Origin of the sequence: Anaeromyxobacter sp. SG64, from assembly GCF_022690745.1 — a bacterium.
Classification (GTDB): domain Bacteria; phylum Myxococcota; class Myxococcia; order Myxococcales; family Anaeromyxobacteraceae; genus Anaeromyxobacter; species Anaeromyxobacter soli.
Map to the genome: position 1 here is coordinate 1 of NZ_JALCZB010000015.1, position 12,387 is coordinate 12,387.

17 protein-coding genes are annotated in these 12,387 nt (G+C 73.6%); 7 read left to right on the forward strand and 10 right to left on the reverse strand.

The genetic code is table 11. From position 1 onward, the window contains the following. Positions 1-189 precede the first annotated feature (189 nt). From ruvC to ruvB, 3 genes are all read left to right on the forward strand, one after another. On the forward strand, positions 190-813 hold the full coding sequence (ruvC, locus tag MNZ29_RS06775; protein ID WP_242354013.1) for a crossover junction endodeoxyribonuclease RuvC: 624 nt from the start codon (positions 190-192) through the stop codon (positions 811-813). Further along, positions 810-1,403, forward strand: a complete 594-nt coding sequence (gene ruvA, locus MNZ29_RS06780) for a Holliday junction branch migration protein RuvA (protein ID WP_242341281.1) — start codon at positions 810-812, stop codon at positions 1,401-1,403. Before ruvC ends, ruvA begins: the two co-directional genes overlap by 4 nt. An 88-nt stretch (positions 1,404-1,491) precedes the next feature. Continuing rightward, positions 1,492-2,520: a Holliday junction branch migration DNA helicase RuvB gene (ruvB, locus tag MNZ29_RS06785; protein WP_242354028.1), complete on the forward strand. Its 1,029-nt coding sequence runs from the start codon at positions 1,492-1,494 to the stop codon at positions 2,518-2,520. Positions 2,521-2,573: 53 nt separating this feature from the next. On the opposite strand, the gene MNZ29_RS06790 is transcribed toward ruvB, so the two are convergent. Then, on the reverse strand, positions 2,574-3,317 hold the full coding sequence (locus tag MNZ29_RS06790) for a rhomboid family intramembrane serine protease (RefSeq protein WP_242341279.1): 744 nt from the start codon (positions 3,315-3,317) through the stop codon (positions 2,574-2,576). A 291-nt stretch (positions 3,318-3,608) separates the two neighbouring features. Between MNZ29_RS06790 and lpxC the strand changes: the two genes are divergently transcribed. Beyond that, a complete protein-coding gene (gene lpxC, locus MNZ29_RS06795; protein ID WP_243337325.1) occupies positions 3,609-4,523 on the forward strand; it encodes a UDP-3-O-acyl-N-acetylglucosamine deacetylase in 915 nt (304 codons plus the stop codon). A 6-nt stretch (positions 4,524-4,529) separates the two neighbouring features. Next, complete coding sequence (locus MNZ29_RS06800; protein WP_242354033.1) at positions 4,530-4,763, forward strand: hypothetical protein; 234 nt, start codon at positions 4,530-4,532, stop codon at positions 4,761-4,763. Here MNZ29_RS06800 and MNZ29_RS06805 read toward each other — a convergent pair. Then, positions 4,760-5,230, reverse strand: coding sequence for an SRPBCC family protein (locus MNZ29_RS06805; RefSeq protein ID WP_242354035.1), 471 nt, complete (start codon positions 5,228-5,230; stop codon positions 4,760-4,762). The genes MNZ29_RS06800 and MNZ29_RS06805 overlap by 4 nt on opposite strands. Positions 5,231-5,431: 201 nt before the next feature. Between MNZ29_RS06805 and MNZ29_RS06810 the strand changes: the two genes are divergently transcribed. Next, complete coding sequence (locus tag MNZ29_RS06810; RefSeq protein WP_242341275.1) at positions 5,432-5,671, forward strand: hypothetical protein; 240 nt, start codon at positions 5,432-5,434, stop codon at positions 5,669-5,671. A 60-nt stretch (positions 5,672-5,731) separates the two neighbouring features. Here the strand turns inward: MNZ29_RS06810 and MNZ29_RS06815 are convergent, their stop codons facing one another. From MNZ29_RS06815 to MNZ29_RS06830, 4 genes are all read right to left on the reverse strand, one after another. Then, positions 5,732-6,193 carry a hypothetical protein gene (locus tag MNZ29_RS06815; RefSeq protein WP_242341274.1) on the reverse strand — a complete coding sequence of 154 codons (462 nt, stop codon included), beginning with the start codon at positions 6,191-6,193 and terminating at the stop codon, positions 5,732-5,734. Continuing rightward, on the reverse strand, positions 6,190-6,636 hold the full coding sequence (locus MNZ29_RS06820) for a phage holin family protein (RefSeq protein ID WP_242372769.1): 447 nt from the start codon (positions 6,634-6,636) through the stop codon (positions 6,190-6,192). Before MNZ29_RS06820 ends, MNZ29_RS06815 begins: the two co-directional genes overlap by 4 nt. A 220-nt stretch (positions 6,637-6,856) precedes the next feature. Further along, on the reverse strand, positions 6,857-7,882 hold the full coding sequence (gene ligD / locus MNZ29_RS06825) for a non-homologous end-joining DNA ligase (protein WP_242341273.1): 1,026 nt from the start codon (positions 7,880-7,882) through the stop codon (positions 6,857-6,859). Next, positions 7,879-8,760: a Ku protein gene (locus MNZ29_RS06830; protein ID WP_242354037.1), complete on the reverse strand. Its 882-nt coding sequence runs from the start codon at positions 8,758-8,760 to the stop codon at positions 7,879-7,881. The genes ligD and MNZ29_RS06830 overlap by 4 nt, the downstream gene beginning before the upstream one ends. Positions 8,761-8,888: 128 nt before the next feature. On the opposite strand from MNZ29_RS06830, the gene MNZ29_RS06835 reads away from it, so the two are divergent. Continuing rightward, the gene (locus MNZ29_RS06835; protein ID WP_242336823.1) at positions 8,889-9,095 is read left to right on the forward strand and encodes a hypothetical protein; all 207 of its coding nucleotides are present in this window, start codon (positions 8,889-8,891) and stop codon (positions 9,093-9,095) included. 71 nt (positions 9,096-9,166) lie between these two features. Here the strand turns inward: MNZ29_RS06835 and MNZ29_RS06840 are convergent, their stop codons facing one another. From MNZ29_RS06840 to MNZ29_RS06855, 4 genes are all read right to left on the reverse strand, one after another. Beyond that, positions 9,167-9,436: an STAS domain-containing protein gene (locus MNZ29_RS06840; RefSeq protein ID WP_242336821.1), complete on the reverse strand. Its 270-nt coding sequence runs from the start codon at positions 9,434-9,436 to the stop codon at positions 9,167-9,169. A 263-nt stretch (positions 9,437-9,699) separates the two neighbouring features. Then, positions 9,700-10,974, reverse strand: a complete 1,275-nt coding sequence (locus tag MNZ29_RS06845) for an acetyl-CoA hydrolase/transferase family protein (protein WP_242336818.1) — start codon at positions 10,972-10,974, stop codon at positions 9,700-9,702. A gap of 82 nt (positions 10,975-11,056) precedes the next feature. Further along, complete coding sequence (locus MNZ29_RS06850; RefSeq protein WP_242354046.1) at positions 11,057-11,827, reverse strand: TSUP family transporter; 771 nt, start codon at positions 11,825-11,827, stop codon at positions 11,057-11,059. Positions 11,828-11,922: 95 nt separating this feature from the next. Continuing rightward, positions 11,923-12,291 carry a response regulator gene (locus MNZ29_RS06855; RefSeq protein WP_242336812.1) on the reverse strand — a complete coding sequence of 123 codons (369 nt, stop codon included), beginning with the start codon at positions 12,289-12,291 and terminating at the stop codon, positions 11,923-11,925. Positions 12,292-12,387 lie beyond the last annotated feature (96 nt).

Sequence of the window (12,387 nt, forward strand, 5' to 3'; positions counted from 1 at the left end):
CGAGGCGTTCCTCGGCGGCTACGCGCTCGCGCTCCGCGCCGGCGCTGCGGTGGCCGTGCTCGCCGCGGCGGCGTCGCTCGCCCGCGGCGCCGCCCCGGCCCCAGCGCCGCGAGGGTCGCCGCCGCGCACCGCATGAGGCCGCGCCGGGCGTTCGCTTTACGGTCGCCCGCCCTCTGCTACATTGCCCTCGTGATCGCCCTCGGGATCGACCCCGGCTCGCGCCGCTGCGGCTACGGCGTCGTGGCGCGCGAGGGGACGCGGCTCGTCGTCCTCGCGTCGGGGGTGCTCGTCCCCGGCGCGGACCGCCCCATGGCCGAGCGGCTGGCGCGCATCCTCGAGGGCCTCGCCGAGGTGATCCGCCGCTCGGGCCCGGCGGAGGTCTCGGTCGAGCAGGTCTTCTGCGGCGTCTCCGCGCGCTCCGCCCTCGTGCTCGGCCAGGCCCGCGGGGTCGCGCTCGCCGCCGCCGCGCAGGCCGGCCTCCCCGTGTTCGAGTACGCGCCCTCGGAGGTGAAGCTCGCCTTCACCGGCTCCGGCCGCGCGTCGAAGGACCAGATGCTCCGCACCGCCCGCATGCTCCTCGGCGCCGCGCCCGACCTCTCCGACGAGGCCGACGCGCTCGCGGTCGCCGTCTGCCACCTCGCGCGCCGCGCGGGGCGGCTCGCGCTCCCGTCCGTCCGGAACGTCGCGGTCGCCGTGCCGTCCGCCGGCCGGGCGCGCGAGGACGCCGTCGCGCCGGTCCCCGCCCGCGATCGCGCCGCCCGCGCCGCCGCGCGCCTGCGGCCCTCGCGCCGCGATCACCGGGGGCTCGCGTGATCGCGCGGCTCTCCGGGAAGGTCGCCGAGAAGGGCGCGGACCACGTCGTGCTCGACGTGGGCGGGGTCGGCTATCTCGTCCACCTCTCCGCCGTGTCCCTCGCGACCCTGCCGCCGCAGGGCGGCGACGCCGCGCTCCGCACGTTCACGAACGTGCGCCAGGACGCCATCGAGCTCTACGGCTTCGCGACGGAGGACGAGGAGGCGGTGTTCCGCGCGCTCATCGACGTGAAGGGCGTTGGCCCGCGCGCGGCGCAGAACATCCTCTCCGGCATCGACGCGCGCGAGCTCGCCCAGGCGGTCGCGGGCGCCGACGTGGCGCGGCTCACGAAGGTGCCCGGCGTCGGGAAGAAGACCGCCGAGCGGCTCGTCGTGGAGCTGAAGGAGAAGCTCGCGCTCCTCGCGCGCGCCGCCGGCCCGGGGCGGGCGAAGCCCGGCGCGGGCGTGCTCGAGCAGCTCCGCCAGGCGCTCGTGAACCTCGGCTACAAGCCGCCCCAGGCCGACGCCGCCGCCGACGCGCTGCGCGACGAGGCGGAGGGGAAGAAGCTCGACGCGCTGCTCCGCGAGGCGCTGAAGCGGCTGCGCGGCTGACCCGCGCGAGGGTCGCGACGGTCCGCCCCGGCCGCAGTGAGACGCAGGAGCGCTGCTGTCGGGGCAGCGTGCTAGCCTCCGCCGATCGATGACCGGCATACCCGTGCGCGAGGTGTCGCCCAGGGCGACCGACGGCGAGGAGCGGCTCGAGCAGTCGCTCCGGCCGGCCACGTTCGAGGAGTACGTCGGGCAGGAGAAGCTCGTCGAGAACTTCCGCGTGTACGCGAAGGCCGCGAAGGCGCGCGGCGAGGCGCTCGATCACGTCCTCCTCTCCGGACCGCCGGGCCTCGGCAAGACCTCGCTCGCGCACATCCTCGCCCGCGAGCTGGGCGTCGCGCTCCACGTCACGAGCGGCCCCGCGCTCGTGAAGAAGGGCGACCTCGCCGGGCTCCTCACCGCGCTCGCGCCACGCGACATCCTCTTCATCGACGAGATCCACCGGCTCTCGCCCGCGGTGGAGGAGGCGCTCTACCCGGCGATGGAGGACTTCCGCTTCGACGTCGTCCTGGGCGCCGGGCTCGGCGCGCAGACCATGGAGATGAAGCTCGAGCGCTTCACCCTCGTCGGCGCGACCACGCGCACCGGGCTCCTCGCGAGCCCGCTCCGCGACCGCTTCCCCATCCAGGAGCGGCTCGGCTACTACGAGCCGGCGGAGCTCCGCGAGATAGCGGTGCGCGCGGCGCGGAAGCTCGCGCTGCCGGTGGAGCCCGCCGGCGCGGAGGAGCTCGCGCGGCGCGCCCGCGGCACGCCGCGCATCGCCATCCGGCTCCTGCAGCGTGCCCGCGACTTCGCGGAGGTCCAGGGGGACGGCCGCCTCACGCGCGAGATCGTCGAGACGACGCTCGCGCGGCTGGAGGTGGACGCGCGCGGGCTCGACGCGATGGACCGCCGGATCCTCACCGTGGTCCTCGATACGTTCGGCGGGGGCCCGGTCGGCATCGACGCCGTCGCGGCGGCGGTCGGCGAGGAGCGCGACACGCTCGAGGACGTCTACGAGCCGTTCCTCGTGCGCGAGGGCTTCCTCGCGCGCACGCCGCGCGGCCGCGTGGCGCTGCCGCCGGCCTACGCGCACCTGGGGCGCGAGAGGCCGCACGGCAAGCAGGGCAGCCTGATCTGAAGCTGCGGCGCAGGGACTCCTCGGTGCTCGCGGGGGACGCGAGACGCCGCGCCTCACCACGACATGCGTCGCGCGCGCCAGGTGCCGCGCCGCCCCATCACGCGGACGAGGAGCCACCCCGCCACGAACCCGAACACGTGGGCGATCACCGCCACGCCCGGCGATCCGCCGAAGACCACCGACAGGATCTGCAGCGCGAACCAGAGCCCGATGAAGAAGGACGCGGGGACCGCCACGAGCCGGATGAAGATGAAGATGATGATCGCGGAGAGCACGCGCGCGCGCGGGAAGAGCGTCATGTACGCAGCGAGCACGCCCGCGATCGCGCCGCTCGCGCCGACCATCGGCACGTAGACGTCGCCGCTCGCCGCGGACGCGACCGTCTGCGCGAGCGCGGCCGCGACGCCGGAGGCGAGGTAGAAGAGCACGAACCGGCCGCGGCCGAGGGCGTCCTCGACGTTGTTCCCGAAGATCCAGAGGAACAGCATGTTCGACCCGAGGTGCATGAGGCCGCCGTGCAGGAACATGCTCGTGAAGATCGTGAGCGGGACGGGCACGTACGCGCGCGGCCAGGGGTCGGTGAGCGTGAGGATCTCGTAGGGGATCGCCCCGCCCCGGAGCGCCGTCTCGTTCAGCCGCGCGCTCATGAAGGCGACGACGTCGCCGCCGGAGGCCACGAGCGCCGGCAGCGCGAGCGCGTCGATCTGCCAGAGGTAGACGGCGACGTTGAGGGCGATGAGGGCGATGGTGATGACGGGTGTGCGCTCGAGCGGGGTGTCGTCTTTCAGTGGGATCAAGCGTTCGCCTCGGGTCGCACGTGCTATAAGCCGCCGCACGAAAATAGTCGTTCGCCCGTGCCGGCCTGACACGGATGTCGCGGTCCCGTCACAGGGAAAGAGGGCGCGAGCCCCCGCGAGCGAGAGAGCGGGCGAGCGCCCGCCGCCGGCGGCCGGATTCCCGGGGAGCTACGAGGGGTTGGCGCAGGCCCAAGCCGGGGACGAAAAGCGGCCGAAATCCGAGGTGATTGGCACATCGATTGCTCGGAAGGGTGCCGCACGGGCCGACGAGCCCACCGGACCTTCATCATGATGACCTACTGGAACCAGCGAACGGTGGCGAAGCGCGTGAGCTGCACGGGGGTGGGACTCCACTCCGGCAAGCCCGCGACCCTCACGCTCGCGCCGGCCTCGGCCGACTCTGGCATCACCTTCGTGCGCATGGATCTCGGCGTCGAGATCCCCGCCAAGAACGACCTCGTCGTCGACACGATGCTCTCCACGAGCGTCGCCCTCGGCAGCGCGCGCGTGTCCACCGTCGAGCACGTGCTCGCGGCGCTCTCCGGGATGGGGATCGACAACTGCCGCGTCGAGGTGGACGGGCCGGAAGTCCCCATCGTGGACGGCTCCGCGGCGCCGTTTGTCTGCCTCATCCAGGAGGCGGGCGTGCAGCAGCTGCGCGCCGGCCGCCGCTACCTCGTGGTCGACCAGGCCGTCGAGATCCGCGACGGCGACAAGCTCGCGCGCCTCGAGCCGGCCGACGGCTTCGTCGTCGACTTCACCGCCGACTTCGACCACCCGCTCGTCACCAACCAGTCGTTCCGGGTGTCGCTGTCGGATCGCGCCTTCGAGCGCGAGGTGGCGCGGGCGCGGACGTTCTGCTTCAGGCGCGACATCGAGCGGATGCAGGCGGCCGGCCTCGCCAAGGGCGGCAGCCTCGACAACGCGATCGTGATCGACGAGTTCTCGATACTGAACCCGGAGGGCCTGCGCTTCCCCGACGAGTTCGCCCGGCACAAGGTGCTCGACGCCATCGGCGATCTCGCCCTGCTGGGCATGCCGGTGGTCGGCGCGCTCACCGCCGTGAAGAGCGGCCACGCGCTGAACCAGGCCCTGGTGCGCAAGGTGCTCGCCGATCCCGCCTGCCACCGCGTGGTGCGCGTCACGGCGGAGTCGGGCGTGCCGGAGCGCCGCCCGGTGACGCTGGGCCTCCCCGAGATCGCCTAGCGCGGCATGGCCGCGCCGGAGCTGTTCCACCGGATCTCCGAGCCGGACTCCGCCGCGGCGCGAAAGCGCGTCGTCGCGCTCGGGCTCGAGGGCGTGATCGACTTCCGCAACGTCGCCTTCGACGCGCACCGCGACGCGCTCGCGGCGCACGGCGGGAGCGCCACGCCCGCGCTGTGGGACGGCGCGCGGCTCCACGTGGGGCTCGCCGCCGTGCGGGCGGCGCTCGAGGCGCTGCCTTAATGCGCGTGATGGTCGCCGGGGTGCACCTCCCCGCGCCACGCGCCGGTCTCGCTCGCGCGCTCCTCGATGAAGCGCTTGAAGCGCTGGAGGTCGCCCTCGACGCGCCGGGACACGACGCCCAGCACGTCGCCGACCTTCTCGACGAAGCCCTTGGGATCGTACTCCAGCGCGAGCGTCACGCGGCAGCGCTGCCCGTCGAGCGGCGTGAACAGCACGACGCCCGAGTTCACCGCGCCGGCGGTGTGCCGCCAGGCGATGCTCTGATCCGGGACCTGCTGCACGATCTCCGCCTCCCACTCCTCGCGCTTCCCGCCGACCTTCGCGATCCAGTGGAGCGTCGTGTCGTCGATCTGGTGGACCTCCTCGACGCCCTCCATGAAGCGCGGGAACTCCTCGAACTGCGTCCACTGGTCGTAGACCATCCGGACCGGCCGCTCGATCTCGATGCTCTTCTCCACGCGTGCCATGTGTCTCCTCCCTCGGTCGAACGCCCGCCCAGCTCCGCGGCGGGTCCCTCCGTCCATCACCCGTGAAAGCCTTGGCACGCAGGTGGGCATTGTCAGCGGCGGTGCTGGCGCGCGCGCGAGTGGCCATGATCCACGGCGGCGTCCGACACGCGGCACGGCGCGACGGCTCGCCGGCGGACGGCAGAGCGAGGGAGGGGAGCGATGACCGGAAGCTGCGAGGTGTGCGGGAACGAGTACGACAAGGCCTTCGAGGTGACGGCGGGCGGCAAGCGGCACGTGTTCGACAGCTTCGAGTGCGCCATCCAGGCGCTCGCGCCGCGCTGCGCGCACTGCGGGTGCCGGGTGATCGGCCACGGCGTGGAGGCGGGCGGCAAGCAGTTCTGCTGCGCCCACTGCGCGCACGCGACGGGCGTGCACGCGCTCCAGGACCGGGCGCAGTGACGGCGCGGCCAGCGCGGGCGGTCGTCGCGCCGGCCGCCGCGCCGCACCGGGGCTAGCCGCTCAGGCGTGCGTCCGGACCTCGCCGGCGGCGCCGTTGCCGCGCGCGCGGCGCGGAGCGGGCGTGGGGGCGACGAGCCGGTCGACGAGCCGCTTCGCGATCGCGGTGCCGGCGGCGATGCCGGCCGCGGCGAGGATCTTGTCCCGCATCGACTGCTCCGCGGCCACCCGGTCCGGGTGCTCCATGAGGCGCGAGAGGGCGCGGGCCGTCTCGCGCGCCCTGCGGCTCGGACGCTGCGCCTCGCGGCGCGAGCGGACCGCGAACGCGACGAGGCCGCCGACCACCAGCGCGGCCACGACCCCGGCGCCGATGACGGCCACGGGGTGGCGCTTCGCCTGCAGCCGCAGGTCGAACAGCTCGTGCCGCCGGCGGTCCAGCTCTCCGATGAGCGCGCCGAGGTCGTTGCGGAGCGCCTCGATCTCGCCCGAGACGCGGCTGACGTTCTGCGGGGATCCGTCCTTCATGCGATCCGCTCCTTCGCGAAGCGAACGTTGTCCTGGAGGGAGCGACGGGTCGTGTCGAGCGGCTTCCTCACGCGCTTCGCCCAGCCCCACAGCCCGACCGCGGTCCCCACCGCGAGCACCACCGCCGCCACGAGGAGCGACGCCGCCCAGCCTGGCATCACCTGGGCCTCGAACAGCGCGAACACGATCGCCGTGAGGAGCAGCTGGAGCACCATGAGCGCGCAGACGCCCGCGACGCCGAGCCCGCTCGCCATCTTGATCTCCGAGCGGAGGTCCTCCTTGAGCTCCGCCTTCGCGAGCTCGACCTCCTTCCGGGCGAGCAGGCTCGCCTTCTGGGCGAGCTGCGTCACGAGGTCCCGGGTCTTCGCCGCCCGCAGCGGGTCCGGCCGGGGGGCCGAGGGCTCCCGCGCCCCTGCCTCGATCAAGCGCTCATGCTGATCCATCCCGTTCTCCTCCGCGCCTCGGCGCCGCCCGTGTCCGAGTGAGAAGTTGCGGCCGGCGCGCGGCCGGCGCAGCGGGCCGGCGGGCGATCCGACGGGGCCCTCAGGTCGTCACGTCTCGGGGTGCGGCCGAGGGAGCGGCCCGGTCGGGCTTCCGGCGCAGCGCGCGGCTCCGGGCGGGAGGCTCGCGTCGCTCGCCTCCTCGCGATCCTCCAGCGGCCCCTCAGGAGAGACGCACCCGCTCGACGCCGTCGGGACCGGGGAGCCGCTGCCGGCGGGTGAGCACCGGCTCGAACAGGTCGCCCATCCGCTCGACCCGGCGAAGGACGTCCTTCGCCTCGAGCACGAGGCCGTCGCCGCGGCGGGTGCGCGCCGCCTTCTCGACCTCTGCCCAGGTCACCGGGGCGGACACCGTCGGGCGCGCCCGGGCCCGCAGCGAGTACACGGAGACCGTGGTCTTGTGCGGATCGTTCTGGCTCCAGTCGACGAGCACCTTCCCCACGCGGAGGTCCTTCTTCATCCGCTCCACCACGAGCTTCGGGTGCCCCCGCTCGAGCACCTGCGCCACGGCGTGGGCGAAGGGCTTCGTCTCGTCGTAGGTCGCCCTGCCGCCGAGCGGGACGTAGAGCTGGAGACCCTTCGAGCCGGAGGTCTTTGGGTAGACCTCGAGCTCCAGGCGGTGCAGGAGCTTGCGGACGAGGAGCGCCACGTCGCAGCAGGTCACGACGTCCGCGGGCGGGCCGGGGTCGAGGTCGAACACGATCGTCGTCGGCGTGTCGATCGCGTGCGCGAGCGACAGCGACGTGTGCAGCTCGAGGTCGGCGATGCTCGCCGCCCAGATGAGCGACGGGAGGTCGTTCACGACGCAGTAGTCGATGAACTCGTCGTTCCGCTCGCTCCACACCTTCGCCGTGTGCACCCACTCCGGCCGGTGAGGGGGGCAGCGCTTCTCGTAGAAGAACATGCCCTCGACGCCCTCCGGGTAGCGCTTCATGGTGAGGGGCCGGCCAGCCAGGTGCGGCAGCAGCGCCGGCGCGATCCGCGCGTAGTAGTCGACGACGTCGCCCTTCGTGAACCCGGCCTCCGGGTAGAAGACCTTGTCCAGGTTCTTGAGGACGAGGCGGCGCCCCCCGACCTCGACCTCGACGCCGGCCTTGCTCGCGGAGGCCCGCCGCGCGGCGGGCCGCTTGGGCCCGGGCTCGCTCGCGGGAGCGCGCCTCGCCGCCGGCCGCTTGGGGCGGGCGGTCACGGCCGCTTCTTCCTCGCCGCCTTCTTCTTGCCGGCGGCGCGCGCCGCCACGGCGGGCCGGTGTCGCCGCTCGCCTCGCGCCGGGTGCGCGGCGGGCTCGCCCCCCCGCCGGCGCGCTGCGGCGAGGCTGGCGGACAGCGCATCCGCGAGGCTCACCACCTCGGCGGGCGCGCGCTCCGCCTCGGGGGCCTCGATCGTCTCGCCCTCCGCCTTCTTCTCGACGAGCTCCAGGACGCGCTCGCGGTACGTATCGGGGTAGCGCTCGGGCTCGAACGCGGTCGTGAGGGAGCCGACGAGCTGCTCGGCCATCGCGAGCTCGCGCTCGGCGGGCTTCGCGTGCCGGGGGAGGTCGAGCGAGGACACCGGGATCACCTCGTCGGCGCGGTTCATGGTCGAGAGCGCGAGCGCGTCCTCGATGGGGCGAACGCAGCAGAGCGACTCGCGCGTGCGCAGCACGAACGTCGCGATCGCCACCTTGCCCGAGCGGCGCATCGCGTCGAGCAGGAGGGCGTACGGCTTCGCGGCGCTCGCCTCCGGCACGAGGTAGTAGGTGCGGTCGTAGTAGATGGGGTCGATCTCGGCGAGCTCCACGAAGTCGTGGATGTCCACCGTGTGCGTCGCCTTGGGGTCGAACTTCTCGAGCTCGTCGGGATCGAGGGCGACGTACTTCCCCTTCGAGATCTCGTAGCCCTTCACGATGTGCTCGTAGGGGACCTCGACGTCCTCCTTGGCGCAGAAGCGCTTCAGGTGGATCCGCCCGCCGTCCTTGTCGTGGAGCATGTTGAAGCGGACCTCTTTCTGCGTCACCGCGGTGACGAGCTTCACCGGGATGTTCACGAGGCCGAACGTCAGCGCTCCGCTCCAGATCGCTCGAGCCATGGATCGTCCCCCCTGAGTACGATCGTGCGCCCGTCGGCCCGCGGCAACGCCGGGTGGGGCCCGACGCGGGGTGCCGCTTCACGGCGGCGGCACGGGAGCGCAGGTTTTCGGGGACGTGAGGAGGGCGTATGCCGCGAAAGCCCGAGGAAGAGCGCCGGAAGGAAGGCCGCGACGAGACCCCACGGACGGATCTGCCGCCGCGGCGGGAGCCGTACTACGAGGGGTACTTCGGCACGGAGGAGGAGGAGGGCGCCGTCCGCGAGGAGGAGAGCGGCGACGAGCCGCGCCGCGGGGCGAGCGAGGACGCCGCGGGAGGAGACCGGGAGATCGTGTGAGCGACGGGGCGCGCGCTCCCACGGGCGGGGTGGGAGCGCGCCGGCCCCCCCGAGGCACGCCGCCTGCCGTTTCAGTGCAGCGCGGGCGCCTGCGGGTGCTGGAAGGCCTCCACGTCCACGCCGAAGTAGCGGAAGATGCGGAGCTGGTGCTGGCGCAGGCCGCGCAGCAGCAGGCGCCGGTCGCCGCCGGCGAGCTCGTGCGCGAGCGCGGCGACGCCCAGGTCGGCGAACTCGCGGATCAGGCTGAAGTCGAGCACCACCTCGCCTCCGCGCTCCGCCTCGAGCCGCTCCGCCAGCTCGGCGGCGGACGTCCGGTCGAAGACGCCGGACAGGCGGATCACCGTCCGACCGGCCTCTGACTCCCGGACGAATTTGCAAGCGCCTGGCATCGCCTCGGCCCTCCGGACGCGCGTTTCGTCGTCTCTCGCGTGCGTGACGTGGTCGGTTAAGAGAATTTGTACTCCCCCGGGCTACCGCAACCCGCCGCCGCGTCCGGGGCCGCGGCTCGACGGAGCGGGGATCGTGCGCGCACGGCGTGACGCGGCCGCGGCGCGCAGGCGCCGGATCGGTGAACTCCCGGAAGGCGGGCGCTCGGCCCGCCGGATCACCAGCTGCCGAAGCGGCGGCGGGCCTCGGCGGCGAGCGCGTCGCGGTGCGCGGGGTGGGCGATCGCGATGAGCGCCGCCGCGCGCTGGCGCAGGTTCTTGCCGAAGAGATCGGCGATCCCGTGCTCCGTCACGACGAAGTGCACGTGGGCGCGGGTGGTCACGACGCCGGCGCCCGGCTTCAGGTACGAGACGATGCGCGGCTCGCCCGCCGCGGTGGTCGAGCGCAGGGCGATGATGGGCTTGCCACCGTCGGACAGCGCCGCGCCGCGGATGAAGTCCATCTGCCCGCCCACGCCCGAGTACTGCCGGTCGCCGATGGAGTCGGCGCACACCTGGCCGGTGAGATCCACCTCGATGGCGCTGTTGATCGCGGTGACCCGGGGGTTCCGGCGGATGACTGCCGTGTCGTTCACGTACGCGATGTCGAGCATCGCCACGAGCGGGTTGTCGTGGAGGAAGTCGTAGAGCTTGCGGGTGCCGACGGCGAACCCGCCCACGATCTTGCCCGGGTGGACGCGCTTCGCCTCGCCGGTGATGACGCCCTTGTCGACGAGGTCGACGATGCCGTCGGAGAGCATCTCGGTGTGGATGCCGAGCCGCTGGTGATCGCCGAGGTACGCGAAGGTCGCCTGCGGGATGGCGCCGATCCCGAGCTGGAGCGTCGCGCCGTCCTCCACGAGCTCCGCGCAGTGGCGCCCGATCGCGCGCTCCGCCTCCGTGAGCTCGCGCTCCGGCAGCTCGTGGATCGGCTCGTCCACCTCCACGAGGTAGTCGATCGCGTCGACGTGGATGAGGCCGTCGCCGTGCGTCCGCGGCATGCGCGGGTTCACCTGCGCGATGACGGTGCGGGCGGTCTGCACCGCCGCCCGCGTGACGTCCACCGACACGCCCAGGGAGCAGAAGCCGTGGCGGTCGGGCGGCGACACGTGGACGAGCGCGACGTCGAGCGGGAGGACGCCGGAGCGGAACAGCTTCGGCACCTCGGAGAGGAACACCGGCAGGTAGTCGGCCCGCCCCTCCTCGACCGCCGCGCGGTAGTTGGCGCCGACGAACAGCGCGTTCACGCGGAAGCTCTTCGCGTGCTCGGGGGCGGCGTAGGGCGCGCGCCCCTCCGTGTGCAGCGACACGATCTCGACGACGCGCAGCTCGCTCGCGCGCGCCGTGAGGGCGTCCACGAGCCGCTGCGGCGCGGCGGCGACGCTGTGGATGAAGACGCGATCGCCCGACTTGACGACGGAGACGGCTTCCTCGGCCGAGACGGTTCGGCTCATCGCGCGGCTTCCTCCTGGAGGGGCGTTTCGCCGCGGCAGTGTAGCAAGCGCGCCTCGCGCGGGGGAGGCTTGCCGCGTCACGTCATGGGTTGCGCATGTCCCAGGCGAGCTTGGCGGCCAGGACGAGCGCCACCGCGACCACCACCCGCCGGATGAGGGCGTCGCCGCGCCGGATGGCGAGGTGGGCGCCCACCCAGCCGCCCCCGAGCTGCGCCGCCGCCATGGGGAGGGCGATCCGCCAGAGGACGACGCCGCGGGACGCGAAGAGGGCGACCGCCGCGAGATTGGAGGCGAAGTTCACGACCTTGGCGCTCGCCGACGCTCGGGAGAGCCCGTCCCCGAGCAGCGCCACGAAGGCGACGATGAGGAACGTCCCCGTGCCGGGCCCGAAGAAGCCGTCGTAGGCGCCGACGGCGAGGGCGATGGCGCCCGCGATGGCCGCCGCGCTGCGGGGCGGGGCGGCGTCCTCGAGCCGGGGCGGCGGCCCCCTGCGCAGGCCGACGAACACCGCGGCGAAGGCGAGCAGCGCGACGACGATCGGCCGGAGCGCGGAGGGGGGCGTTACGAGGACGAGCGCCGCTCCGCCGAGCGAGCCGGCGAGCCCCAGGGGGAAGGTGATGCGCGCCCGGCGGCCGTCCACGAGCCCTCCGCGCGTGAAGCGGGCGAGCGCCGCGAACGAGCCGAACACCGACTGGCCCTTGTTCGTGCCGAGGGCGAGGTGCGGCGGGAGGCCGGCCCAGAGGATGGCGGGGACGGTGAGCAGGCCGCCGCCGCCGGCGATCGCGTCGATGACGCCGGCGACGAGCGCGACGAGCGTGAGGAGCGCGATCTGGAGGAGGCCCGGCTCTGCCATGCGGGGCAGCGTCATAGCACGCCAGGCCGGAGTCGACGGGCTGGCGCACGGCGGCTGCGCCTCGCTTCGCCGCGCGGGCGGCGTGGGCGGCCCGTCTAGTGGGGCCGGACGTTCCGCTCGACCGCCTCGATGAGATCGCCGAGGCCGACGGGCTTGTACAGGATCTCGGAGGCGGTGATGGGGTGTCCCTCGAAGCCGCGGCTCGCCGTCATGACGACGACAGGGATCTCCGCGAGCTGCGCGTCGCGCAGCTGCTCCTCGCGGAACTGCCAGCCGTTCATCTCCGGCATCATGAGATCGAGGAGGATGAGCGCGGGGCGCTCCCCCTTGCGCAGGCGGTCGAGCGCGACGCGGCCGTTCTCGCAGAGGTGCGCGTCGTAGCCCTCCTCCTCGAGCAGCTCCCCGAGCGTCTCCCGCAGGTCGGTGTCGTCGTCGACGACGAGGATCGGGCAGCCGTCGGTCATCGAAGGGGCGCATCCTAGGCGAGAGCGACCCCGTCATCGCGCGCCCATGCGGGGAGTGCGCGCGCCGACCTGCCCCGCACGGCGACACGGCGGCGC